Origin of the sequence: Chlorobium sp. KB01, from assembly GCF_001975465.1 — a bacterium.
In the GTDB taxonomy this organism is placed as follows: domain Bacteria; phylum Bacteroidota; class Chlorobiia; order Chlorobiales; family Chlorobiaceae; genus Chlorobium.
This window is the reverse complement of the sequence record NZ_MPJE01000099.1, coordinates 1-25,520: the sequence shown is the minus strand read 5'-3', so window position 1 is coordinate 25,520 and position 25,520 is coordinate 1. Positions and strand designations below refer to the sequence as shown.

Annotated in this window: 24 protein-coding genes; 6 read left to right on the top strand and 18 right to left on the bottom strand. The window is 46.7% G+C overall.

The features are described from left to right. Window positions 1–21: 21 nt before the first annotated feature. The 13 genes from BOO20_RS10355 to BOO20_RS10295 form a co-directional block, all read right to left on the bottom strand. Window positions 22–870, bottom strand: a complete 849-nt coding sequence (locus BOO20_RS10355; RefSeq protein WP_198935444.1) for an NAD(P)-dependent oxidoreductase — start codon at window positions 868–870, stop codon at window positions 22–24. Beyond that, on the bottom strand, window positions 867–2,093 hold the full coding sequence (locus BOO20_RS10350; protein ID WP_076792520.1) for a class I SAM-dependent methyltransferase: 1,227 nt from the start codon (window positions 2,091–2,093) through the stop codon (window positions 867–869). Before BOO20_RS10350 ends, BOO20_RS10355 begins: the two co-directional genes overlap by 4 nt. Then, on the bottom strand, window positions 2,090–2,653 hold the full coding sequence (locus BOO20_RS10345; protein ID WP_076792518.1) for a dTDP-4-dehydrorhamnose 3,5-epimerase family protein: 564 nt from the start codon (window positions 2,651–2,653) through the stop codon (window positions 2,090–2,092). The genes BOO20_RS10350 and BOO20_RS10345 overlap by 4 nt, the downstream gene beginning before the upstream one ends. Next, complete coding sequence (rfbG, locus tag BOO20_RS10340) at window positions 2,650–3,720, bottom strand: CDP-glucose 4,6-dehydratase (protein ID WP_076792516.1); 1,071 nt, start codon at window positions 3,718–3,720, stop codon at window positions 2,650–2,652. The genes BOO20_RS10345 and rfbG overlap by 4 nt, the downstream gene beginning before the upstream one ends. Continuing rightward, entirely contained in the window at window positions 3,711–4,484 is a 774-nt protein-coding gene (gene rfbF / locus BOO20_RS10335; protein WP_076792514.1) for a glucose-1-phosphate cytidylyltransferase, read from the bottom strand. The genes rfbG and rfbF overlap by 10 nt, the downstream gene beginning before the upstream one ends. Continuing rightward, complete coding sequence (locus BOO20_RS10330) at window positions 4,481–5,935, bottom strand: aldehyde dehydrogenase (protein ID WP_076792513.1); 1,455 nt, start codon at window positions 5,933–5,935, stop codon at window positions 4,481–4,483. Before BOO20_RS10330 ends, rfbF begins: the two co-directional genes overlap by 4 nt. Before the next feature lie 16 nt (window positions 5,936–5,951). Further along, window positions 5,952–6,782 (bottom strand): SDR family oxidoreductase, encoded by an 831-nt coding sequence (locus BOO20_RS10325; protein WP_076792511.1) that lies wholly within the window; start codon window positions 6,780–6,782, stop codon window positions 5,952–5,954. 3 nt (window positions 6,783–6,785) lie between these two features. After that, entirely contained in the window at window positions 6,786–7,274 is a 489-nt protein-coding gene (locus BOO20_RS10320; protein WP_198935443.1) for an HAD family hydrolase, read from the bottom strand. 102 nt (window positions 7,275–7,376) lie between these two features. Then, window positions 7,377–8,408, bottom strand: a complete 1,032-nt coding sequence (locus BOO20_RS10315) for an N-acetylneuraminate synthase family protein (protein WP_076792510.1) — start codon at window positions 8,406–8,408, stop codon at window positions 7,377–7,379. After that, window positions 8,393–10,258 carry an ABC transporter ATP-binding protein gene (locus tag BOO20_RS10310; protein WP_233120961.1) on the bottom strand — a complete coding sequence of 622 codons (1,866 nt, stop codon included), beginning with the start codon at window positions 10,256–10,258 and terminating at the stop codon, window positions 8,393–8,395. The genes BOO20_RS10315 and BOO20_RS10310 overlap by 16 nt, the downstream gene beginning before the upstream one ends. A gap of 463 nt (window positions 10,259–10,721) precedes the next feature. Further along, window positions 10,722–11,897, bottom strand: a complete 1,176-nt coding sequence (locus tag BOO20_RS10305; protein ID WP_076792508.1) for a Wzz/FepE/Etk N-terminal domain-containing protein — start codon at window positions 11,895–11,897, stop codon at window positions 10,722–10,724. 97 nt (window positions 11,898–11,994) lie between these two features. Further along, window positions 11,995–13,062: a glycosyltransferase gene (locus BOO20_RS10300; RefSeq protein ID WP_233120960.1), complete on the bottom strand. Its 1,068-nt coding sequence runs from the start codon at window positions 13,060–13,062 to the stop codon at window positions 11,995–11,997. Window positions 13,063–13,254: 192 nt separating this feature from the next. Continuing rightward, window positions 13,255–15,132: an SLBB domain-containing protein gene (locus BOO20_RS10295; RefSeq protein ID WP_076792505.1), complete on the bottom strand. Its 1,878-nt coding sequence runs from the start codon at window positions 15,130–15,132 to the stop codon at window positions 13,255–13,257. A 1,006-nt stretch (window positions 15,133–16,138) separates the two neighbouring features. On the opposite strand from BOO20_RS10295, the gene BOO20_RS10290 reads away from it, so the two are divergent. Continuing rightward, window positions 16,139–16,540, top strand: coding sequence for a hypothetical protein (locus BOO20_RS10290; protein WP_233120959.1), 402 nt, complete (start codon window positions 16,139–16,141; stop codon window positions 16,538–16,540). A gap of 182 nt (window positions 16,541–16,722) precedes the next feature. Continuing rightward, the gene (locus BOO20_RS10285; RefSeq protein WP_233120958.1) at window positions 16,723–17,232 is read left to right on the top strand and encodes a DUF4351 domain-containing protein; all 510 of its coding nucleotides are present in this window, start codon (window positions 16,723–16,725) and stop codon (window positions 17,230–17,232) included. On the opposite strand, the gene BOO20_RS10280 is transcribed toward BOO20_RS10285, so the two are convergent. Then, window positions 17,229–17,432, bottom strand: a complete 204-nt coding sequence (locus BOO20_RS10280; RefSeq protein ID WP_076792504.1) for an HRDC domain-containing protein — start codon at window positions 17,430–17,432, stop codon at window positions 17,229–17,231. The genes BOO20_RS10285 and BOO20_RS10280 overlap by 4 nt on opposite strands. Between BOO20_RS10280 and BOO20_RS10275 the strand changes: the two genes are divergently transcribed. The 4 genes from BOO20_RS10275 to BOO20_RS10260 all read left to right on the top strand — a co-directional run bounded on the left by BOO20_RS10275 (window position 17,409) and on the right by BOO20_RS10260 (window position 18,609). After that, window positions 17,409–17,588: a DUF4160 domain-containing protein gene (locus BOO20_RS10275; RefSeq protein WP_076792502.1), complete on the top strand. Its 180-nt coding sequence runs from the start codon at window positions 17,409–17,411 to the stop codon at window positions 17,586–17,588. The two genes, BOO20_RS10280 and BOO20_RS10275, sit on opposite strands and share 24 nt — an antisense overlap. Beyond that, window positions 17,557–17,841 carry a DUF2442 domain-containing protein gene (locus BOO20_RS10270; protein ID WP_233120957.1) on the top strand — a complete coding sequence of 95 codons (285 nt, stop codon included), beginning with the start codon at window positions 17,557–17,559 and terminating at the stop codon, window positions 17,839–17,841. The genes BOO20_RS10275 and BOO20_RS10270 overlap by 32 nt, the downstream gene beginning before the upstream one ends. A gap of 254 nt (window positions 17,842–18,095) precedes the next feature. Further along, window positions 18,096–18,341 (top strand): type II toxin-antitoxin system RelE/ParE family toxin, encoded by a 246-nt coding sequence (locus BOO20_RS10265; RefSeq protein WP_233120956.1) that lies wholly within the window; start codon window positions 18,096–18,098, stop codon window positions 18,339–18,341. Beyond that, the gene (locus tag BOO20_RS10260; protein WP_076792499.1) at window positions 18,334–18,609 is read left to right on the top strand and encodes a helix-turn-helix domain-containing protein; all 276 of its coding nucleotides are present in this window, start codon (window positions 18,334–18,336) and stop codon (window positions 18,607–18,609) included. Before BOO20_RS10265 ends, BOO20_RS10260 begins: the two co-directional genes overlap by 8 nt. 208 nt (window positions 18,610–18,817) lie before the next feature. Here the strand turns inward: BOO20_RS10260 and recQ are convergent, their stop codons facing one another. The 4 genes from recQ to BOO20_RS10240 form a co-directional block, all read right to left on the bottom strand. Next, window positions 18,818–20,611: a DNA helicase RecQ gene (gene recQ / locus BOO20_RS10255; RefSeq protein ID WP_076792569.1), complete on the bottom strand. Its 1,794-nt coding sequence runs from the start codon at window positions 20,609–20,611 to the stop codon at window positions 18,818–18,820. Window positions 20,612–20,661: 50 nt separating this feature from the next. Then, the gene (gmd, locus tag BOO20_RS10250; protein ID WP_076792497.1) at window positions 20,662–21,939 is read right to left on the bottom strand and encodes a GDP-mannose 4,6-dehydratase; all 1,278 of its coding nucleotides are present in this window, start codon (window positions 21,937–21,939) and stop codon (window positions 20,662–20,664) included. 216 nt (window positions 21,940–22,155) lie between these two features. Then, complete coding sequence (locus BOO20_RS10245; protein WP_076792496.1) at window positions 22,156–23,193, bottom strand: GDP-L-fucose synthase; 1,038 nt, start codon at window positions 23,191–23,193, stop codon at window positions 22,156–22,158. A 333-nt stretch (window positions 23,194–23,526) separates the two neighbouring features. Beyond that, the gene (locus BOO20_RS10240; protein WP_076792494.1) at window positions 23,527–25,350 is read right to left on the bottom strand and encodes a radical SAM protein; all 1,824 of its coding nucleotides are present in this window, start codon (window positions 25,348–25,350) and stop codon (window positions 23,527–23,529) included. Window positions 25,351–25,520 lie beyond the last annotated feature (170 nt).

Here is a 25,520-nt window from a genome sequence, read left to right as displayed (position 1 = left end):
TATAATGTTCACTTGGTTTTTTCACCTGACCTTCGTAAGGTGATCAAATCTTGAAGTGTCACCCCAAAATGCTATTGGCTCATAATCGGGATATGGATAAAACCCTAAATTGAGTTCAATGTGATATTGTTCATCACGAATCCTTTGTTCAACCAGATTGCGAACTGACAGCGGCTTACCGGAGCAGATGTTGATTGTGCCAATATTTTGCTGCTTTAAGGCAAGCGAAACCATCTTTTCTGCAACAGCAGTAACGGGTAAATAGTCTCGCAATTGCTCACCACCTGACATGTTGAAAACTTTATCACCTCGCTCCACTGCTTTTGTGAGTTGCGGAATCAGCGATGAATCAGACTGACCATCGCCATACATATAAAAAAGCCTTGCCCAAGTGAGATTGAAGGAGTCTGGGGCTTGAAGGTACTGCAACTGTTTTCGAAGCGTATCTTTTGCAAAACCGTAAGGATTTGCTGGTCGTGTTTCGATTTCTTCAGAAAGAGGCCCTGATTGCATCCCGTATTCAAAACAGGTTCCGGTCACAACTACCGACTTCAGTCCTTGTTGTACCAGTTGTTTGAGAAAAGCATACTGTATTGGTAATTCAGCTTCAAAATGGCGCAGTGAACGGTAATTGGGCAAACCGTGCCATGCAAGATGAATCAAGATATCCGGGCAACCTAAGGCCTCAAAGACATTGACAGGCGGTTGGGAAATATCCATTTGAACCCAATATCCATTGCGGATTACCGGTACTTTTGCTCGGAACTCACGAGCAACAGCAATAACGTCGACTCCATTATGGGAGTTCAATACAGCAAGGACATGCCGACCGATAAAACCGGTAGCACCTGTAAGTGCAACCTTAATCATGCAAGCTTAAGATCAGGCACCGCAGTTACAAACTTCCCTCCCCATTCCTGCACATACGCCAGTTGCTGCATGATCTCCTCCCTCAGGTTCCATGGTAGAATAACCACATAGTCGGGATGATCTTCGCGAAGTCGCTCCTCACTCACAATTGGGATGCGACTGCCTGGCATATATTTACCTTGCTTGGCCGGGTTTTTATCGACGACAAATCGGATCATGTCAGGGCGTATTCCTGCAAAGTTCATTAAGGTGTTGCCCTTTGCCGCGGCACCATAGGCTGCGACTGATTTTCCTTTTCGTTTGGCTTCAATCAAAAATGCTACAAAGTCATCCTTAACCTTTTCTGATTTTCGCTGAAAGCCTGTGTAGTACTCGGCTGTTCTCATCCCGACACTCTCTTCTTTCTGGAGCAGAAGAGGAACCTGATCGTTGATCACATATGAGCCGGTATCAGTACGCTGTGCAAAGACGCGAAGACTGCCGCCATGTGTTGGAAGTTCCAGCACGTCAAAAACGGACAAGCCATTGGCAGCAAAGATGTGCTGCACGGCTGTAAGCGAAAGATAGGAAAAGTGCTCATGGTAGATGGTGTCGAACTGGTTCAGTTGAATCAGGTTGAACAGGTGCGGAAACTCGAAGGTAGCCACGCCACTTGGTTTGAGCAGTGCGGTAAAACCTGCGACAAAATCGTTGATGTCGGGCACATGGGCAAGCACATTGTTGGCAGCCGTGAGGTCAGCCTGTTTGCCATCGGCGACAAGCTGTTTTGCCAAATTGACCCCGAAAAACTCTTCGACTATGTCGATACCTTTGGCTCGTGCGGCAATTGCCGTGCTTGCGGTCGGTTCAATTCCGGTGCAGGGAATGCCGAGCGCTTTTACATATTGCAACAGGTAGCCGTCGTTAGCCGCTACTTCAATCATATAGCTTTGCTCATTCAGGCTGAATCGCTGTGCCATGTCCGACACGTATCGTTCGCTATGGGCAAGCCAACTGCTGGAGTAGGCACTGAAGTAAGCGTAGTCGGCATCAAACAGTTCATCTGCCTGTGCAAAGTCTTCGGTTTGCACCAACCAGCACTGTTCGCACACCAGCACCCGCAAGGGAAACCACTTTTCCGGGTTTTGAAGCTTCTCAACCGTCAGATAAGCGTTTGAGGGAGGCGCACTGCCGAGATCAACAAGAGTCAGTTTCAGCTCTGCACCGCAGTGGCGGCACTTCATAATGCTACTCCATGGAAATCCGGGTTAATCATAGGGTGTTGTTTATCGCGTGTGGATTGTTCGGTAACTTGTAATGGCCATGCAATAGCGAGCTTTGGGTCAAGTGCATTAAGTGCGGCTTCGGAGTTTGAGTGATAGGGTGCTGTATGAAAATAGAGCATTTCACAATCTTCGGTAAGTGTTTGAAATCCGTGAGCAAAGCCTTCTGGGATAAGAAGTGTCTTATGATTGGCTGCGCTCAGAATTTCGCCATGCCATTGAAGAAAGGTCGAAGAATCTGCACGAACATCAACCGCTATATCATACACTTCACCTTTCAGGCACATCACAAATTTGGTTTCAGCGTAGGGTGGATGCTGAAAGTGCAATCCTCTAACGGTGCCGGTTATTTCGGTTAGCGTGTGGTTGACCTGGGCGATGGTTTGTTCTTGGAGCAGTTCGGCAAAATCACTTTGGCAAAACATTCGCTCAAGATAACCCCGGCTGTCGCCAAGAGGCACGCGCTGGATGAGTTGTAAACCTTGCAGGGGTGTTTTGATAATGTCAAAACGATCGCTCATAAGGCCTTGGAAGGGGCTTCATAATGATGCATCTGCGCCTGACTGACCATCGCCATTTCTTCACCTTGCCGCCAGGCTTTATGCCAATTCAGCGTCATGCCAAGCGCTATTCGCAGATTCCATCGAGGTTGCCACCCCAGTTGCGTCTTAGCTTTTGAGCTGTCCAGTTTTAGCATATTGGCCTCATGGAGTTGAGGCGATGATTCGCATTGCCAAGAAGCACCGGGCACCTGACCGCACAAGTATTCAACAATCCACTGCACAGGACGAGCGTCACCATCTTCCGGCCCAAAATTCCACGGACATGCAAAAGCTTCTCCATTCTCATACAAAGCTTGAGCAAGCATGATATACCCTGCAAGAGGTTCAAGAACATGCTGCCAAGGTCGCGTGGCCTTCGGTGAACGAATGATCAAGTTACGCTGGTCATCAAGCGATTTCAGGAAATCAGGGATAAGTCGATCTGTTGCCCAATCTCCACCACCAATAACGTTGCCAGCCCGTGCACTAGCCAGATGAACCCCTGCTTGTTCAAGGAAGGAACGACGATAGGCTGCCGTTACAAGTTCAGAGCAGGCTTTGCTGCTTGAGTAGGGATCGAAACCTCCCATGGCTTCGTTTTCACGATAGGGCCAGACCCACTCTTTATTTTCATAGCACTTATCGGTTGTGATGTTGACCACTGCCTTGACACTGGAGGTCTGGCGAACAGCTTCAAGCAGATTCACTGTACCCATGATATTCACCGCATAGGTCTCAACCGGCGCTGCGTATGAGTAGCGAACAAGTGGCTGTGCCGCCAAATGTAATACGATTTCAGGCCGGGCATGTTGCATGGCCTTTGCAAGTGCCGCCGCATCGCGAATATCTGCGATTGTACTTGAAACCAAATGTGATTGCAGATTACAAACGGTAAAGAAGTTAGGTTCGGTAGAGGAATCAAGCGCATAACCATGAACTTCAGCACCCATATCTGCCAGCCATAGCGACAACCAGCCACCTTTAAATCCTGTATGACCAGTTATAAAAACCTTCTTTCCTTTCCAAAAACTCCTGTTTACTTCCATATTTTCCAAGGTGCTTTTCCGGATTGCCAGAGTTCTTCAAGGTTGTTTTTATCACGCAGGGTATCCATGGGCTGCCAAAAGCCATCATGCTCATATGCCATAAGCTGATCTGCTGAAGCAAGATGGGCCAGCGGTTCTCCTTCCCAACTCGACTGATCGCCTGCAATATAATCAAGGACTCGGGGTGAGAGTACAAAAAAACCTCCATTTATCATACCACCGTCCCCACGAGGCTTTTCTGTAAACCCTTTCACATGAGCACTCTGCATCTCCAGTGCACCGTAGCGACCTGGCGGCTGAACAGCAGTCACGGTCGCATGTTTACCATGCGAATCATGAAACGACAGCAGCGCGGATATGTCAACATCGCTGACACCATCACCATAGGTGAAACAAAATGCCTCTTCATTTTTGATATAATCTGCAACTCTCAAAAGACGACCGCCCGTGAGCGTATCATCGCCAGTGTCAATCAAAGTCACTTTCCATGGTTCAGCTTTCTGCTCATGAACTTCCATACTGTTATTAGCCATGTCAAACGTTACGTCTGACATGTGCAGGAAATAGTTGGCAAAGTACTCCTTGATGATGTAACCCTTGTAGCCACAGCAGATCACAAAATCATTCACTCCATGAGAGGAATAAAGCTTCATGATATGCCATAGAAGTGGTTTTCCGCCTATTTCGATCATAGGCTTGGGCCTGAGATGGGTTTCTTCGGAGATGCGGGTGCCAAGACCACCTGCGAGAATTACAGCTTTCAATACATCCCCCCCTGAGTTAAGACAGATATATTTTTCAGTTCGGAATAGACATCAAGGGCCTCAATACCAGGCTCCCGCGATCCATTGCCTGAAGCGCCGAAGCCACCGAATGGCATGTGAGGTTCACTTCCAAATGTGCCGATATTGATATTGGCAACGCCTGCCCTGACATTCTGGGCAAAATACATGGCTCGATCGAGATTTTGCGTATGGATAGCTGCCGTCAGGCCATATTCAGTCGTATTTGCCAGCTTCAGGGCCTCACGAATCCCGTCAACAGGATGAAGGGTCACGACAGGCCCGAACAACTCCTGACAACTCAGGTCCGCCTCTGCTCGCAACCCATCAATGACCGTTGGCTGAATATAATAACCGTTGGCAAGCGCAGTATCCACAGGAACCTTCCCACCGCAGAGCACGATACCACCGTCGGCCACAGCCCCATTTATTGCTGTAAGAACATTCCTATGCTGACGCTGGTTTATTACCGGTCCAAGATCGCAATCAGTAGTAACTCCGAGTTTCAAACCGCTTGCCCTGGAAATAAATGCGTTTTTAAACTCATCGTAGATTTGCCTGAAAACCAGAATCCGGCTTCCGGCTGCACAACGTTGCCCTGCATTACTGAATGCCGAAAGAGAAGCCCAGTGAACCGCCCGTTCCAAGTCAGCATCATCGCAAACGACAAAAGGATTCTTTCCGCCAAGTTCCAGAGATACTCTGGCAAGCCGACGGCCCGCAACTTCAGCGATCCAGCGGCCGACACCTGTCGAACCGGTGAAACTGATGATTGCAACTCTACCATCCTCTACAATAGCCGCGCCTGCAGGCAGACCCCGCCCCTGAATCACGTTGAATACACCGTCAGGAATGCCCGATTCTTTGGTAAGGCGTGCAAAGATATGCGCTATCTCAGGAGCATCTTCTGCCGCTTTCATCACCACAGTATTACCGCAGATCAATGCCGGAAATGTTTTCCAGGCAATATTGGCAATCGGCGTATTAGCCGGCACAATCAAGCCGGCAATGCCACGAGGCTGACGTACTGTGAAGCTCTGCTTGCCCGGCATAGCCGAAGTAAGTGTCCGTCCATACAGGCGCATACCTTCACCGGCGAAAAACTCGGCCTGCAGAATCGCGCCATTCACTTCTCCCACTGCGTCATGAGGTGGCTTACCTGTTTCCACAGCTATACATTCGGCCAGCTCTGCCGAATTTTGCTTCATCAGAGTGACCATATCTGCCAGTATCTGGCCCCTGCGAACGGGAGTCATGGACGACCAGACAGGAAATGCCTTCCCTGCCGCGTCTATAGCTCGATGAGTATCAACAGAAGTTGAATCAGCACCTCGACTCATCGGTAATCCAGTATGCGGATTGAATTTGTCGAGCCAATTGCCTTTTTCAGGCAATGCCTCCTGGCCATTGATCCAGTTTGGAATAGTCTTCATGAAATCGATTTTTTTGTCATATAGCGGTCCACCCTCCATCGATGACCATATTGGAGCCGGTCATATAACGAGAAGACTCACTCGCAAAGAACAGGATCGCGCCGTTATAATCGTTCGCATCTGCCATACGCCCAACAGGAATCCGTCCACAATAAGCATCAAGAAAGGGCTGTTCCTGATGATTGAAGACTCCGGCTATGGTCAGTGAATTGACCCGCACACCTCTCTTCCCCCAATACACAGCGAGATATCGGGTAAGGTTGAGGATACCGGATTTCGACGCAGAATAGGCAACCGGTTTATAAAAAATCTCTCCTCGCTGACGCCGGTATTCGTAAAGGTTCTGATCGGGAGACACCACGCCGTAAATAGAAGCAATATTGATAATCGACCCATTATTGGCTTGAGCCATGGCAGCACCGAACACCTGGCAGCAAAGATAGACTCCTTTAAGGTTCACATCAATGACCTTGTCCCATGAAGCTTCCGGATACTCTTCAAAAGGTCCGGTTTCTTCCGGGGGCGAAAAAGGGGGGGCGTCTATGGCTGCATTGTTAATCAAAACTGTAGGCGAACCAAACCGCTTCTCCATGGAAAGCAGATTTTCCTGCAAAACACCTTTATCAGTAACATCAGAGTGCAGAAAAAGAAAATTATCAGGATAGAAATTTGTCAATTGCTCGCATTCCGGGGTCGAACGAATATCGAGCCCGACGACCCGGGCATCTCGTTGCAGCAATGCCTTTGCATATGCATAGCCAAGCTGTCCGCCAATCCCGGTAATAATTACGATTTCTCGACTCACATCGAACAGCGGGTCTGTACACTTGATGGTTTTATTACTCATGAATCAGGATTTTCTTCGCATGGATGACCATATCACAAATCTCACGCACCGCTCCGACCCCACCTGGTTTTTTGTACGAAATAGCACATGGGGCACTGTTTCAGGATAAGCATCCGCGACGGCCACAGGAATACCGACAACCCTGAATGCGGGGATATCGTTAATGTCATTACCGACAAACATTGTGTACTCAGGAAGAATATCAAACTCTTTGCATGACTCAAGTACTGCTGCTGCCTTATCTTCCACACCCTGCTTGTATGGCATTTTTAACTTTTCAGCTCGTCGGCTCACCACAGGATTTGTTTCGGTAGAGATAATAACTGACTTTACTCCTGCCCCTCGCAGGAGAGCAAGCCCCAGACCATCGCTACGCCAGCATCGAACAGATTCGATGCCGTCCTGGGTAAGATACACGGTATTGTCAGTGAACACGCCATCAAAATCGAAAATTACCAGTTGTACAGAAGCCAACAATTCTTGAGTGTTCATATCAGAGAAAATAAAGAACCCCGCCGCAAGCAGCGGAGTATTTTGAAGACAACTCTATTATGCTTTACGCCTCAAGAGGCGGGGAATATGACCCATAGAGATTCAAGTATCGACATTACTGTATTGAATAGGCTCGCCTTTGGCAATATGACAATTTGCCCTTTTACCGATCACCCGGTTGGATTCTCGAACAGGAATGTACTGAGTGTTGAATATGCGACCTGATAGATTTTTCAGGGTAAGTTCTTCACCAGCTTCAATATCGCAACTTGCGATCAGTGATTTGCCAAGTTTGAAAAAGACTCTCTCTGTACCCAACTCGTCGGTAGATTTCGGAGGCAACATGTGACGCACCCGTTTGATATCCCGAACGAATTTACGAAAGCCCTCAGGTTCCAATGCGAAGCTGTGGTCAGTACCTTTCCATGCACGGTTCAGTGTGACATGCTTTTCAAAGACCCGTGCACCCTGGAGGTAGGCGATCGGTCCGGAAAGAGTCCCGTTAAAATGATCTGAAGAACCAATAGTACAATCCGGAAATTCTCTGGAAAGAATCTGAATGGATTCCAGACCAAGCCTGCTATATTCACAGGGATATTCCGATACGCAATGCAATATAGCGACTTCGTCATGATGACCAAGTAGTACCTCTATACTGGAGCGAATCTGATCGATATCCCCGCCACCGACACTCATTACCACGGGTTTTCCAAGACTTGCAATCTTGTTGATAAAGGGAAGATTCCCCAAATCAAATGAAGCAACTTTGAGTATATCGACATCGATACTTTGCAGTAGTTCAAGACTCGGTTCATCAAAAGGGGTCGACATAAATCTGACACCATGCTTTTCACAATCTTCCTTGAGAATCGGCAGCCATTCCGGATTAATTTCAAGATGTTCGCGATGCATGCCATACGTCGGGGCAAATGCATTTTCACTATGGTATGGCGCATTATAAGCCTCAGGAGAAAACAGATAGCGATTGTTGCGAGTCTGGAACTTGACAGCGTCAGCTCCTTCAAAAGCAAATATACGGATAAATTCACGGGCAATTGACAGATCGCCCTGATGATTCTGCCCTACTTCGGCAATGACGAACGGAGTACCATCTTCGGTCAGTTTCTTGAACATGAACTTTTTGGACTGTTAAATTTATCATCTACGAACGGTTTTGTTTCGATATGCATGTCGCTGATCAGTTGGTCATAGGTCACCTGCCTTTTTACCTTTCCATTTTCCAACTCAATAATCTTGTCACATCCCTGCAACGTACTTATGCGATGAGCAATAATGAGAACGGTTATGTCATTTCCTAACTGCCGAATCGAATCGGATACAGCCAGTTCAGTTTGATTGTCAAGCGAACTTGTCGCCTCGTCGAATACAATAACATCAGCCTGTTTGTACAATGCTCTTGCTATTCCGATTCGCTGACGCTGCCCACCGGATAATTGCACACCACGCTCGCCTACTCGTGAATTGTAGTTATCTTTCCAACTATCGATAACATCAGCGATACATGCCATTTCAGCCGCTTTCCGAACACGGGCATGATCTATGTGCTCCACTGGAATCCCAAAAGCGATATTTTCGGCAATTGATGAGTCGGCAAGATAGACATCCTGCGGAACATGAGCGATATGTGCCTGCCATGACCGGATATTTCTATCGTTGATCACTTCACCATCTATTTTCAATACACCATTCTCTGGGTTCAACAAGCCCATAAAAAGATCGAGGAAAGTTGATTTCCCGCACCCTGTCGGCCCGATGATACCCACTCGGCTACCCTTCAATATTTCAAGAGTTAACCCTTTTAATACAAATGGTGCGAATTCGGAATATCGAAAATCGATATTTTGAAACTTGATCGTTGTTTGAAATTCGATCGGTTTCGGGGGCGGACTATCGGCATACTCTGGAAGAGGCTGGTTCAGCATCTCAACCACTTCTTGAATTGTATTATGCCCTGAACGAATTAATGTCCAACCTGAATATATCTGCTGCATGTTGGGCAACAATCTTTGTGCTGCTATGGCCATTGCTCCAATATATGGTATTGCAGCTATTAATTTCCCTTGATTACCTGCAAGCTTGTAACCAATTCCGGCGATGAGCGACATACTAATAGCTTCTATGATAAAACGAGGACTACCGCCGATGATCTGGGTATTGACCTGTGCTTTCCATAGGCGTCTGTCGACGCTTTGGTAAATATTTATATAAGTTCGCTGAGTACCATCAAGAATGATATCACGAATACCCCCTAAACCTTCCTGCAAGGATTTGACTGCCAACGTCTGAGAAGTACTCAGTTCACGAGAATCTCTTTTTAGAATCGACTTACTAAAAAAAACGATAAGCAGATAAACAGCTATAAAGCAACTGATGACAATCAATGTCCTCACAGGCTCAATTAACATTAAAACAATAACAATACTAAAAACCAGTAATGATGAATTTAAAACATTCATCAACGGTATAACTATATAAACAATTACATGTTTTGACTTTACCAATATCGCTGTTATTGTCTGACTACTATTTTGAACCGTATGGACGACATAAGGTTGATATAATATTCGTTGATAAATTTCACGTCCGATATCAGACGCGATGGTAAAGCTCAGTACCGATTGAGCCCACAACAACATAATGCGAATCAGTGCAGCCGTAATTGCAATTGAGATAAATATAATAGTTATCGGCAACAGAAGATCTGTCGGTGTGCGTATACCTAAATAATGGATTAATGGGTGTAGTAGAGGATAATTCATTACCTTTTCAGGGATTGTAAGTATACCAAGAAATGGAATGGTAGCACCCAGGGTGAGCACTTCTGCAAACGAAGCAAAAATCATCAGAACAAACAACGCAGCGGATTGAATTCTTCGTTCTTTTTTAATATAACGCCAATAACAGAAGAGAAGATAACGTAATGACTGAGTTTCGTCTTTATTGTCCTTACCAGCAAGTAACATTAATGAGAGATTTGGAGAGATTTGGAGAGATTTGGAGAACTCAACTACACGAGTAAGAGTATTAAAACGAAGAAATTTATCAAACTTAAAACAGAACAATAACCACACTTTATATGCGTAGACCCTAATTCTTAAACCTTGTTCGGCATAGAGGGTATAAATCCCGGTTCTGTGCGATCACAACGAACTGTAACCCAATTTTTTTTACTGCTGGTAAAAGCAGTTTTTCGAAACCGACTCTTTTGATTTTGAACAACATTAAACACCACACTAAGCAAAATAGGCTTTCTACTTGCGCCCGCGAAATAATACGCTTAATTGGTCATATCACAATAATCGGAACAAACAATATTCAACACATATGTGCTCTGATACCAGTGTGGTTTACAATTCGCTGTAATCCTATGCCAGGGAAGTTTTTTATAAGTTTTTTTGAATATCTGACAAATCACATTCAAGCACTTCAATTCCAACGAATCAAAAGTTGCCGAAGGTTCTTCAGACTCTCTGACCGTTCAGGGTCTTCTCTGGTTTTCTTCAGTGCTTCGTAAAGAAAAGTCCAAATCACAGAGATAAGTCCACCAACCAATGATGTAACAAGTACCATACTGGTTCTTTTCGGCCTGGTTCTCTTTTCGGGCAGAACCGCTTTGTCAAGCACCTGAATAACTGATCCGTCCCGGGCTTCATCAAGCTTTGCAACCTCAAACTGCTGGGCCAGCATTTGATAAACAATTTCGTAATGCTTGACATTGCGAACCTTACGTATATACTCAAGCCCGGCTTCAGGCGCCTTGCCCGCAGTTACAGCGCCAGTTTCAACCTTGGCAAGTTGAGACCGTAATGTACCGAGCTCCTGTTGGACACGAACATAATCAGGGTTGTTGCCTGTAGCAAAAGTACGGAGAGAGCCCAGTTGTACTTCTTTCATGGCGATCTGCGCCTTGATGTTAGCCGTGGCTTGCACAAGACTAATGGCCTGTTCATCAAGCTGAATCAACCCGGTTTTCTCCTGTGTCTGCTTAAGAGCAATTTCAGCATTGCTCAACTCCTCTTTTGCCTGCAACAATTGTTTTTCGTAAAACAACCTTCGCTGTGAGGCCTCACTGACAGCAAGTACCTGGGTCAGGTTCTGCAATTCTTCGATATAGCCATTTGCTATTGCCACTGCGAGTTTCGGATCGTGATCTTCAACACTGACTACTATCAGACCATCTTTTGAACTTGAAACCTTGGTTGAACCAGCCAGTTTTTCCTGGGCATCAGCTTCACTGTTTGTTTTGTAAACTTTCAAAAGATGAAACCTTTTAATAAGCTTATCAGCAATCGTTCGACTCTTGAGCATAGCTATATAGGTATCGTTGGGGTTTTTGATACCGAGATCTGCGCTCATTGCGCTCAGTGAACCAAGTTTACCTGCAAGCATGGCTGCTGCACCCGACTGCTGCTGCTGAGGAGGCAGGATACAGACATCGGCTGTATAGATTTCTGGTATCGTGAAACTGTAAACTGCTGCAATTATTCCGACCAATACTGAGACACCCAAAATCTTTTTTTTATGTTTGGCGAGGATGATGGCGAGATCGAGAAGGCTTATCTCGTCGTCTATCGGTTCCGGTGATTGAAGATTGTTGTCCACTAATTACAAAGGAAAATTAATAAAGAGGGTTGCCCACTAATTGCTCGAATTTAAACGAATTGGCACAAAAAAAGATCAGCGCGCATCTTTGAAAGAGTCAGGGCACTTTGCTTGTAGCGATTTTTTCTGGTGCATTGTTAATGCTTGCAAGGCGCCAATAAAGTATTACGTAGAGGGCAAAGGTGCCAAACCATGCTGCAACAAGCACAGTTGTCTGTTCGTAAAACATCACAGCCATTCCGGTAGAGAGCAATGCAAAACTCCAGCAGAATGGTGCAACCATGCTGTTTCGGATATGGGGCTGTAAATGGGCAAACCGCCGGGATATTATCCTGATCTTTATCAGGCTGTGCAGATGCGAGCTATCAGCATCTCCGGCACTGTTATTATTCCAGAAACGACGCATTATACTGAAAATGGTTTCAATAATGGGATAACTGCATACCAGACATGGAGCCCAAACCGAGACTGATGGATTGCGCATCGGTAACAGCACGGAGATCCATGCAAGAATGTATCCAAGCAGGTATGCGCCACCATCGCCAAGGAATATTTTTCCAAGCGGATAGTTAGTTACGAAAAAACCGGCTACAACAACGATCACATAGAAGCATAGATATGCCAGTTCAACATCACCCACCTGCCAGGAAATAATACCCAATGCTGAAAAACAGATCATCAGTATCCCTGATGCCAAACCGTTAAAACCATCAATGATGTTGATAGCGTTAGCAACACCTCCAACGGCAAACGCAGTAAAAAGGATAGATACCGGCAGGTAAGCAAGTAATTTATCCAATCCAATTATTTGCAAATGATTGAGGCTGTACCCGGTCAGCAAACAGGCAAGTGCACCGCTGATCATGGTTGCAAAGAGACGGTTACGTACACTGACACGTTTGGTAAGATCTTCTGTAACTCCCACAACGAATGCGAGCGAACCTGCCGTCAGCATAGGCAAAAGCAGTTGTGATACCTGTTGCGGCGAAATTAACCAAGCAACAATCAAACCGCCAAATATGGCTACACCCCCAATACGAGGTGTAGGGGAAAAGTGAAATTTTTGTACTCCGTCAAGAGTGTCGAATGTATGCTTTCCATGCCATCGCTTTGTCTGCACAATCAGTATTGAGAACAGCAAGGAGATGATTCCCGGAGCAAACAAATTTATGGAAAAAAGGAAATCTTTGTCCACGAATGGCACAAATTGGTAAAAACTATAAAAGCGGATTTTGGGCTACGAAAGGCACGAAAAGGTACGGAAAAAGAAAAGAACCATTCATAAGCTAATCACCTTAATTATAGTAACTTAAGAGTATGGATTTGTGAACGAATTGCGGTGAATTGAATCTTACTCTCAGTTTTTCAGATTTTTAAACGCAGCAGCTCCAATGCCAAACTGATAAAGAATTGAAGTTATGTCTTTCAGACTCTGCATAAAATTTGCGCCTCTCTGGATTTTCTCGGGTACAACGATAGCGTCGCCAGGGTTAACATCACCCCCGAAGCCGCTGTTTCGCTTGCTGCGAACTGTTCCATCCGCGCAGATACGATAAAGTTCTGACTTGTCACCGGTAGCGCTTACCCCTCCCGAGAGTTTGAGATAGTCGTTTACGCCGCGATCAGGCGAATAGATGATGGTGTTCTGCTGGTAGACTGCACCGATCACATCAACCGTTGTTGACTTTTGCGGAACGTAAACCACGTCACCATCCTCAAGCGGAAGATCCGGCAGGTCCGCGACCTGAGCGGCAGCATTCTTGAGATTCAGAATGATGCGCCCCTCGGCCTTGACCTGGCGTAACTTGGTCAGCAATCGCTGCTGTGATTCGAGTTCGGCGGCTATCGTAGCAGCCTGAGCGGGATCACTCTGACCTGCAAGGCGCTGCTTTGCATTGGTCTGGATATCCTTTTCATAGCGGTCAACCGATTCATCAATTTTCAACTGCTGTTCACGCTTGAGACTATCCCGAATCAGCTTTGTTCCAAATACATACCCCTTTTCAGTAGTCCCACCAAGACGAGTTATAAGCGCCCTGAGGGTTTCACCCTTATCAACCTGAAAAACACCGCTCTGCGTTACCTCTCCATCCACTCGAACAAAGGATTTTTCTATTTTGACTTTAATCGGCACAGATCCGGGAGCAATCACGCGAATGATATCTGTGGGATGAACGTCAAACTGGGAGAGACTCTTTTGTATGGAGCCCCAGTCAGCCTGAAGTTCGGCAACAGTCTGGTATTGATGGTCAATACTTCTTTCAACAATAACTTTTTGCAGACCGGCTACAGCTTCAAAGCCTCCAGCCCAACTGACAACATCCGCAAAGGAGGTTCTCTCTTTAAGTTCAAAGATGGCAGGTTTTTTAACGTCTCCCAAAAGGGCTACAAGCGGGCCCACAGAGGGGATATAAACCACATCACCATCCCTGAGGGCAACATCGGATGATTTGTCGCCATGAAGGAGAATATCATAAAGATCAAAAGTCACAAGGGGAGCACCACTCCGCTTGACCTTTATGTTACGCATGCTGCCTGTGGATGAAGGACCGCCGGATGCAAAAAGGGCATTCAGCACCGAGCTCATGGCGCTGAGCGTATAGCTGCCGGGACGAACTGCGTGACCAACTACGTAGATCTGTACACTACGGGTTTGAGCTATGCTTACCGTGAGTTCGAAATTTTTAAATATACGGCCTACCGCCTTTTTGAGGTAACCCTGAAGTTCATAGTATTTGACACCAGATACGTTTACGGTGCCGACCCGAGGCAGATATATCTCACCATTGCGGTTGACCGTGACATTGACATCAATATCAACCATACCCCATCCCCTGATCTGCAAAGCATCACCCGGTCCGACCACATAATCGGCATTAACCTGAGCAGCTTTTAACGGGGCAAAAGTAGTGGGGACATTGCGGAAAAGATCGCGACCGAACACATCAAGGCGGATACCGGTAGAGCCTTCCACAAAGGTTTGAAAGCCAGTCAGCTTGTCTGCCGTCTTATCCTGCTCTGCTGAAATAGCTGCTGCTTCACGCACAGATGCCTCTCGCGCCTCAGATGCAGGGCTTGTAATGACAGGAATTCCTGTACCGGCAGCCGGACTTTGAAACGCACCTGAATCTGCTGTTGAAGTTGCCGATGCAGAGCCAGTATTGTCCGCCGCAACAGAATTTACAGGAAGTGCGAAAAGCGAAAAAGCGAAAAGAACTATGAGGGTGGCGCGCATGGAGAGAGATGTTGAATTTTGGATGCTGAATTTTGGATTTAGCTACAGGGACACTCCCTCGCAGATGACCTTTTCAATTGCAAGCTGTCAATCACTAAATTCACAATAAAATGACCTAAAAGCTTCGCTTTCTTCAGTCACAGTTGAAGTTACGGGCATCTGAACAGGCAGAAAATATCCATTCAGAAAATAAGATGTAAAAACTGGACGTCTTGCTTTCAATCAAAAATAATCTTCTCCCTTAACCGTAGAGCGAATGACTTCAGAAATCATAGTTACATAATATAGAAATATAGCCTCACTTTAGGTCACCTCTATTTATTTATTCCGAAACCCGATTACTGCGTTGGGTGGCGCCCTAAATCCTCATGTACTCCGTGTACACTCCGGTTTCTTTACTCCATCCGCCTTGTCCTCGGGCTTTTCACGACAATAAATAGAGGCCCCCTTTATTCATAGTGACCACCCCTGGCTGCCACAAGAAAAGATGTACATCCAAACGCTTCAACGTGCTGCTAATTTAACAAAATCAGTAAAAAAAAAGTCAGAAACTCAACGTTACAAGCACAAAAAACAAACCAAAAAACATAACATAAATGTACGAATCATACCCAGGCATAATCCGGTAAAATCAAAACCATTTCACTTCACTAATACAGGTCATTTTACACCGCACTATCGAGAATCGAGAATCAAAGAAGCGTTCAGAATATAACAGTTCTCCCGTCAATACACACAAACAATCTATATTTTTCCCGCTCCAGCCGGGACGTTCATGATTTACTGTACTTGTGCGGTCATCGTTGAAAAAAAGTGCTGGGTGCTGAACGTAAAGCTTGTCCGCTAATTGCGCGAATGAATTTCGTTTTTTTCTTGATTTCGTGATTTATGCGTAATTTACTCTCATTCTTCTCTCGTATCTATTTGAGTTTGTACAACGAATCGGATTATGGCATGACTTTCTTTTTGCATGCTTAATTGATTATACCTGAAAAAATTAACAGGTATGGATACTTCGAGCGATCAATACGATAGCCCGTGGAAAGATGCCATTGAGCGCTATTTTCCAGAGTTTATGTCGTTTTATTTTCCTGATGCTTATCATGAAATTGATTGGTCAAAAGAGCATATATTTCTGGATCAGGAGTTGCGGGCCGTCGTTCAGGATGCTGATTTGGGTAAACGGTTTGTTGACCGGCTTGTCAGGGTTAGTCTCTTGAGTGGCGATGCAAGCTGGATATACATTCACGTTGAGGTACAAGGCACAAAGCAGGCTGAATTTGCTGAGCGGATGGTTGTGTACAACTACCGTCTGTTTGACCGATACAAACGGCCTGTGGCAAGCCTGGCAGTGCGGGTGGATGAGCTTAGGCAGTGGAAACCGACCTCATATGGGCACAGCTATTAATTTGTTCCACGATTCGATTGCTTCGTTGAGCGGTGCTCGAAATCCTCAAGTACTCCTTGTACATTCCGGTTTCTGCGCTCCGTCCGCCTTGCACTCAAATCGCTCACGACAATTAATAGCTGCGCCCTAATGCTTTTGCTGTGCTTGGTTGCCGTCATACATTGGAGTTTCCAGTTGCCAAGTTGACCGATTATGAGGAGAAGGCTGATGAACTGCTGGAATCGGATAATGTTTTCGGATTGATAACAGTTGCGCATATACTGACACAGCAAACCCGTAAGCGGAATCAGTACCGGTATGAAGCGAAGTTGCGATTGGTTCGGCTTCTGTATGAACGACATTGGGATAAGCAACGGATCATTGATTTGTTTAGTGTTGTAGATTGGTTAATGCAACTGCCGGAATGGCTGAACAATCAGCTTCGACAGGAACTTGAAGCAATAGAGGAGAGTAAACAAATGAAATATATTACGAGCGTTGAACGAATCGGTATTGCCAAGGGTATGGCTCAAGGCAGAGTTGAAGGCGGATCCCGGTTACTGAAAAAATTGATTGAACGTCGCTTTGGCGTTTTACCTCAATGGGCATTAGACCAATTATCAACCGCTTCCGAACAACAGTTAGAGACTTGGGGTGAGTCGCTTCTCACTGCACCGACACTGGAAGCAGTGTTTAATAACGATGCGAATTAAGAGGATGAGGTTTTGGCCACGAAATACGTGAAAAGGCACGAATTGGGATTGGGATGGTCGGTGGTGTAGCGGTCAATGAGGCGGAGGAACTGGCGCCCGTAGCGCTTGAGTTTGACCTTACCGACTCCGGATACGGTTAGCATGGTTTCTGCTGTTCGCGGAGTTTTGGAAAGGTTATGGAGGCTGTATACGGTGAACACATTGGTTTGTTCAATATTGATACCATGGAAATGATTGAAGGTGATTTACCTGGTCGTGCACTAAAGCTGGTAAATGAGTGGGCTAAACTCTACCGAACTGAATTAAAGGAGATGTGGGACAAGCATGAGTTCCGGCATCTTCCCCCATTGGATTAATACCATGAATTATCCGAAAATAGTGAGTGCAAAGGCTATCGATAGTCGATCGCTCCTGGTTGAGTTCGATAATAATCAAAGAAAATCATATGACATCACCCGTTTACTTGATAAGGAGATGTTTTCCCCCTTAAGAAACGAGGCGTTATTTAGAGCGGTCAAGGTTGATGTTGGCGGGTATGCTGTTGTATGGCGGAGTGATATCGATATTAGTGAGCATGAACTTTGGCTCAATGGCGAAGCTGTCCGCTAAGGGAAAGGGCTGAGTAATGAGTAATGTGGGATATGCCAAAAAGGTTGTCATCCCGAACTGAAAAGGAGGGATCTGAAAAGAATGACTGCCTATTGTTGCTCAACTTTATTCGCTTGTTGATTGTTGATATAGATGTTAACTTTGGGCATGAGATCAATCACCTTTTATAAGCTGGCATCTGGTCAAAGTCCTGTGATGGATTTTCCAAGATCGCTTTCTGACAAGGAACGGCAAAGATCTCATGGATATTGACCTTGATTCGTGACACCAAGATTATCCCCGCAGAATACCTCAAAAAGCTTACCAATACCGATGGCATCTGGGAAGTTCGTGCCACATTTGGTGGTAATGCAATCAGGTTATTGGGCTTTATGGAGGAAGGAAATCTTGTGGTGTTGACAAATGGATTTGCCAAGAAAACTCAAAAAACGCCAGCGAATGAAATTGCTTTGGCAGAACAACGAATGAACGAATATAAGAAAAGAGGCTCCGATGGATGAACTACAGGTTTTTATTGAAGAACAGAAAGAGCTTTGCCCCGGCTTTGCTGAAGGGTACGATGAAGGCTACAAGCATTTCAGAATAGGTGTTATGCTAAAACAAGCTCGAACCAATGCGGGGTTAACCCAGGTTGCTTTGGCTGAAAAACTGAAGACACACAAGTCAGCCATCTCTCGCATAGAAAACCATGCTGAGGATATCAAGCTCTCTACTCTCTCCCATTATGCTGAGGCACTGGGGAAAAAGTTGGATATCACAATCCTTTAAACGTTGCACATAAAAGAGCTGAAGAGTTTGGGCCACGAAAGGCTCGAACGTTCCTTTTTTTGTCATCTCGAACGAAGAGGGAGATCTGATTGCCGAGAAAGAGATCCCTCCTTTCAGTTCGGGATGACAAATGTGAGAATTTTCGGGATGACAGATGAGAGAATGTTCGAGATAGCAGATAACAGAATATGATAGGATAATCTGCGGATTACTGTAATGCTGTTTTGTCGGGGTGGTCGGTGATGAAGCGGTCGATGAGGCGGAGGAACTGATGGCCGTAGCGTTCGAGCTTGACTTCGCCGACTCCGGATACCGTGAGCATGGCTTCTGACGTTCGCGGAAAAATAGCGGCCATATCGTGAAGAGAGCGATCCGAGAAAACAAGGTAGGGCGGAATCCCCTGCTCATCGGCAATTTGCTTGCGTAGTATTCTGAGCAGTTCGAACAGCTCCTGATCAAAGGGGGCTCCTGTCTCCCCCTTCACTGCTCTGGCTGCCTTTTTTTCAAGAACCCGAACGATCTCCATCTGCTCTTCCCCCCTCAGTATCCTCACAGCCTTTGGCAGCAGGCAGAGCGTAGGGTAGAGGCCTTCGGCTTTTGCCACCACCTTTTGAGCAAGCAGCTCGTCAACAAGCTGCCTCCAGTATTTTTTGGTCTGCCCTTTTCCAACCCCGTAGGTTTTAAGCTGGTCGTGACCCATGTCACGGATTTTCTGGTTTGCACTGCCCATAACGATATCGATAATATGCGTTGCACCGAAGCGCTCTTCAGTACGGACTATGGCGGAGAGCAGCATCTGTGCCTCCCTCGTACAGTCAACCACTTCACGGGTTCCTGTGCAAATATCGCAGGAGCCGCAGTTCTCGTGCGGGTAGGTTTCCCCGAAATAGTTAAGCAGGGTTATCCTCCTGCAGACCGATGTGGATGCAAATGAGGTCACTCTCGTCAGAGCTGCGAGCGCACGGGAGCGCTCGGTTTCGTCAAGCATCGAATCAATAAAGAAACGTACTTTGGGAATATCACCCTGGGCAAAAAGCAGCGTGCAATGAGCCGGTTCACCGTCCCTGCCCGCCCTGCCGGTCTCCTGGTAGTAGTTTTCGATGCTCTTTGGCAGATCGGCATGGATTACAAAGCGGATGTTCGACTTGTCGATCCCCATGCCAAACGCAATAGTCGCAACAATCACATCCGTCTCGTCACGGATAAACGCCTCCTGGTTACGCTTGCGATCCCCGTCACTGAGCCCTGCATGGTAGGGCAGCGCACGAAACCCCCTGGCCTGCAGCATGGCCGATGTATCGTTCACACTCTTTCGGCTGGTTCGGTATATGATACCTGCCTTCCCCTGATTGGCTTTCAGAATCGACACTATCTGGGCATCTGGTTTGTCCTTGAAGCGAACATCGTAGAAAAGGTTCGGGCGGTCAAACGATGCCCGGACAATCAGCGGATTGCGCAGGGCTATCCGGTCGAGAATATCCTGCTGAACCCGGTGGGTTGCCGTAGCGGTAAAAGCTGCAACCGGGAGGTCACCAAAAAGCGGGACCAGAGCGGAGAGCGAAAGGTAGTCAGGCCGGAAATCGTGCCCCCATTCCGAGATGCAGTGTGCTTCATCAATCACTGCCATACTGATCTGCACTCTGACGAGTATCTCCCTGAAATGATCAAGACTGAATCGCTCAGGCGCAACATAGAGCAGATCAAGCGAGTTGGAAAGCAGCTCTTGCATCACTCCCTCACGCTCTTGCGGCGAAAGGGAACTGTTGAGGAAAGCCGCACGGATGCCGTTGGCTCTGGCGCCATCCACCTGATCTTTCATGAGCGCGATGAGCGGACTGATAACCATGCAGGTACCCGGAAGCATTACTGCGGGAAGCTGATAGCAAAGGGATTTTCCTCCTCCGGTCGGCATGACGGCAAAGACATCCCGCTTCTCCAGAATTGCCCGGACAATCCGCTCCTGATTGGGCCTGAACTCACGAAACCCGAATATCTTTCGCATCGTATCGAAAATGACTTCGTCCGATACTGCAGAAAGAACGAGCGACTCATTCAACTCTCTTTGCATACAGGAACGTTGTAGCCACTGGATTTAAGGAGTGCGTGTCGTTGTGCAAGGTCAAGGTCATGGGCAACCATCTCTGCAACCATCTCATCAAGCGTTATTTCAGGAATCCAGCCGAGATTCGTTTTTGCTTTTGAGGGATCTCCAAGGAGGGTTTCGACTTCTGACGGCCGGAAATAGTGCGGATCAACACGAACGATAACTTGATCAGCGGCAAGTGCTGAGTGTTTATTCAGTGCTGAGGGCTGAGGGCTGAGGGCTGAGGGGGGAAAATCGAGTGATGAGGGATGAGTAAGAATAGGAGAAGAGCTGTCGATTGTGCCGATTTCGTTTACTCCCGAGCCTTCCCATCGAATGTAAATACCGAGGTGTCTGGCTGCTTTTTCAATGAATTGACGGACGGTGTACTGTACTCCCGTAGCTATAACATAGTCTTTGGGCTCTTCCTGCTGCAACATCATCCACTGCATGCGTACATAGTCTTTGGCATGTCCCCAGTCACGCAAGGCATCCATGTTTCCCATGTAAAGACAGCGTTCCAGGCCTTCTGTAATATTGGCAAGGGCTCTGGTAATCTTGCGGGTTACAAAGGTCTCACCTCTTCGGGGTGATTCATGGTTGAAGAGAATTCCGTTGCAGGCATACATTCCATATGCTTCACGGTAGTTGACGGTTATCCAGTAAGCGTAAAGTTTGGCGGCAGCATAAGGGCTTCTTGGATAAAATGGTGTTGTCTCTTTTTGTGGAGTCTCCTGCACCAGTCCGTAAAGCTCTGAAGTGGAGGCCTGATAAAAACGGGTTTTCTTTTCAAGGCCCAGAAAGCGGATTGCTTCAAGAAGTCGCAAGGTACCCATACCATCAACGTCAGCCGTATACTCCGGAGCTTCGAAACTGACGGCAACATGGCTTTGTGCTCCAAGATTATAGACTTCATCCGGTTGTACTTCAGCAATGATTCGGGTCAGGTTACTGCTGTCGGTCAGGTCGCCGTAATGCAGATAAAGTGCTGAGGGCTTGTTTAGTGCTGAGTTCTGAGTGCTGAGGGCTGAGTCTTTCTCGATATCATGACGGTCGCGATAGAGGTGGTCTATCCTCTGGGTGTTGAGACTGCTGGCCCTCCGTTTTATGCCATGCACCTCATAGCCCTTGTTGAGAAGAAATTCTGCGAGATAACTACCATCCTGGCCGGTTACACCGGTGATCAATGCAACCTTTCTTGCCCTAAAAGTGCTGGGTGCTGAGTGCTGAGTGCTGAGATCAGTCATGTTAGAGATCAGAATTATGTTATTGTACTGTTCTTTTTTTATCTATAAATACTCGGAATCCGCATTTTTTTTCTTGTCATACCGAACTGAAAGGAGTGATGACAAGAAAAATGGTTCGAGATGGCATGGAAGATGTTTCAGGATAACAGGTAAGGTGGCAGGAGATGACATTTGGTGTAAAAATTTATAACCCGGAATCTCTTCAGCCATCATCCCTCAGAACTCATCTCTTGTTAAAAAATCTTGATAGGCAAGACGAAGGCCCTCTTCCAATCCAATTACGGGCTGCCAACCAAGACTATTCAGACGGCCACTGTCCATCAGCTTTCTGGGAGTACCGTCAGGTTTGCTTGTATCAAATGCAATAGTGCCTTTGTAACCTGTAACTTTTGCAATGGTTTCAGCAAGCTCTTTAATAGTGATATCCTCACCACTGCCAACATTAATATGACTTTGCATCGGCAAAGTATGCGCTTCGTATTGAGCCTTATCAAGATTCATCACATGAACGCAGGCCGCAGCCATGTCGTCAATATAGAGAAATTCACGGCGAGGCGTACCAGTGCCCCAAATAAGTACCGAGTGACCACCAAGCGCTGGGTGCTGAGTGCTGAGTGCTGAATGGGGTTCGCCCCTCTCCATGGCAATTTTCGCTTCGTGGATGCGGCGGATAAGAGCTGGTATGACGTGGCTGTTTTCAGCGTGGTAGTTGTCTCCCGGTCCATAAAGATTTGTAGGCATGACACTACGATAGTCGGTGCCATATTGGCGATTATAGCTTTCGCAAAGTTTTATTCCGGCAATTTTTGCGATAGCGTAAGGTTCGTTGGTGGATTCCAGCACTCCCGTCAGCAAAGCGTTTTCGCTCATGGGCTGTGGAGCCAGTTTCGGGTAGATACAGCTTGAGCCGAGAAAGAGCAGTTTTTGGACACCTGCACGCCAGGCTTCATGAATGATGTTGCATTCCATCATCAGGTTCTGATAGATAAACTCTGCTGGATAGGTGTTGTTTGCGTGTATACCACCAACTTTTGCGGCGGCAAGGTAGATTTGATCGGGCTGCTCTTTTTCAAAAAATGAACGAACGTCTGACTGATTTGTCAGGTCAAGCTCCTGATGCGTCCTGAGAATAAAGTTCTGAGGAATGGGTGTTGCGCTATGAGTGTTGAGAAAATGGCGCAAAATAGCTGATCCTGCCATTCCCCGATGACCTGCGATGAAGATTTTTTGCTGTTTGTGAACTGTTTCTGACATTTTCAGGAAAAGTTGAAGCGATTTTGGATTCCGGATTGAATTAGAGAGGATTTTTGTTCGCTGATTGTTCTAATTTAGAAGAAACGATTTTTAAACCACGAAAAAGCACGAAAAAAAGCGGTTTGTCCACGAATTACACGAAATTGTGTAGGGGCGATCCCTTGTTGTTGCCCTGCATGAGCCATATTCTTCTTTGTCCTTGCTGTCCCTGAAGTCCTTGTAGTCTCTTTGTTCTAAAAAGAGAGAGCTGATTGCTGTAAAAAAGAGATCACTCCTTTCAGTTCGGGATGACATCCGGGTGTGTTCGGAATGACATTCAGTACCTGTCTGATATCATAACTTCTTCCACCGTGTACCCATATAGAGTGCAATAATTCTGGCGGCAACCCGCAGTACTTCCGAATCTCCAAGAATGGTGAGAAGCTGGCCGGTCATTTTACCGGGGTTATTTCGCATCCACTCGTTGCGGTAGAGTACGCTCATGAGTTTGTCCATCGAAATTGCGCAGGCACACTCGATAAGCTTGTCAAGACGCACCTCCGGACCTCCAACAGAAGGTGTGCGACGACCTTCGTGCCTGGTCATGGAAAGTACCCGGTTGCCATCACGCTCATCGAGGCTATAGTCAATGCATCGCTCCTTTGAGTGCCGGAGCCTGAGCAGAAGGGGTTTCGGCAATCTTTTTGTGGAAGAGGGGGCCGGCATCGCAAGCTCGCCGCCGGTATGATCGAGAAACTGTAGCAGAGCATTGTATAAAACAGTTCCGATCTCTGCATTGGAGAGATTTTTGTTCACACGCAACAGAAAGCAGAACTGAAAGAGGTCTATCATGAAGTTGAGCAGCAGCTCGTTTGTTGTATTGCGCTTCATAACCGACCGGTAGCCATTGAACGCCGCATTGCAGTAAGCAAGCATGGATACAAGCTTGTTGCGATCCATCGTGCGGGTTTCAATAACCGGGCAGTAGTTATTGTAGAGGTCCCAGTCAAATGAGCGGATTTTCCCTTCATTTTTGTACTCCGTAAAAATCCCGGTTCCCGGGTAGGGAGTCATAATCATAAAGAGTGCATGGCGCAGACCGAGCGACTTGGCAAACTCGGGGTAAACCATGGTATCCTGTTCATTTTCGGTGTAGTGACCGATAATGAAATACCCCTCCGCGCCAATACTGTACTGCCTGCAAAGGGCTATAGCTTTGGCAACGTCGTCAAGGGTGTTCTTTTTGTTCATCAGTTCAAGCGTGGCCGCATTCGGGCTCTCAATGCCGAGCCCGACTTTGCTCAATCCTATCTTCTGCAGTTTGCCGAGAATGCGTTCGGCACGAACAATATCCTTTGCCCGGCTCTCCGTCATAATCCGAAAATTGGTCAATCCCCTTTCGATCAATAGATCGCAGATTTTTTCGGCGCGCGGAATGTTGGTAAGGAAATTGGCATCCCAGATCTTGATCAGCTTTTTATTATCAGGATCATGCAGCAGGGCAATCTCCTCAACCACATTTTCGGCACTTCTGCCTCTCCACCCCTTATGCATCTGATCATTGGCGCAGAACGAACATGACCAGGGGCATCCTCTTGAGGTATAGATCGTATCGATAGAGTAGGCATCACCTTTTTCACCGTACCGTTCGGGCCTGAGGCTGCGCAGAGGAAAGCGGATGGCGTTGATATCGGCGATGTTCTCCCTGACACCCGTGTAGACAATCTCTCTCCCCTCCTTGTACCCAATGCCTTTCACATCCCGCGAAGGCCCGTGCAGTACCAGCTCCCTGAAGGTCACCTCACCCTCGCCGATCACAACAGCATCAACACAATCGAGCTTGAGCACCTCATCGGGCAGCGCTGTAGGGTGAAAGCCTCCCATCACCACAAATGCGCCAGCATCTTTTGCTATTCGGGCAAGCCGTTCAGCCTGGTTGAACGCTCCGGTCATCGATGAAATAGCCACAAGATCAATCGGACCATTTTTCATAAGCTCCCGCATGCTGTCGAAAATCCCGTCATTATAATAGTTATCGGGCATAACAAGGGATTCGACATCATCTTTAACCGCTGCTGCCAGATAACAGACACCGATACAGTCAGTAATGAAACGGGGAAAGGGAGTAATGATAGTCTGAGGAGCTTCGACAAGACAGAGATGTTTGAAATATGCCATAATAACTGAAATTTTATCGGTTACTGCTTGAGGCACCTCTACAAATATGCCGCTCCTCCGGAGCTTCGCAGCCCTGTAAATCGGGAGTCACAACATTAAATTGATGGGCATCTCTATTTATTTGTTCCGAAACCCGATGACTGCGTTGGGCGGTGCTCGAAATCCTCATG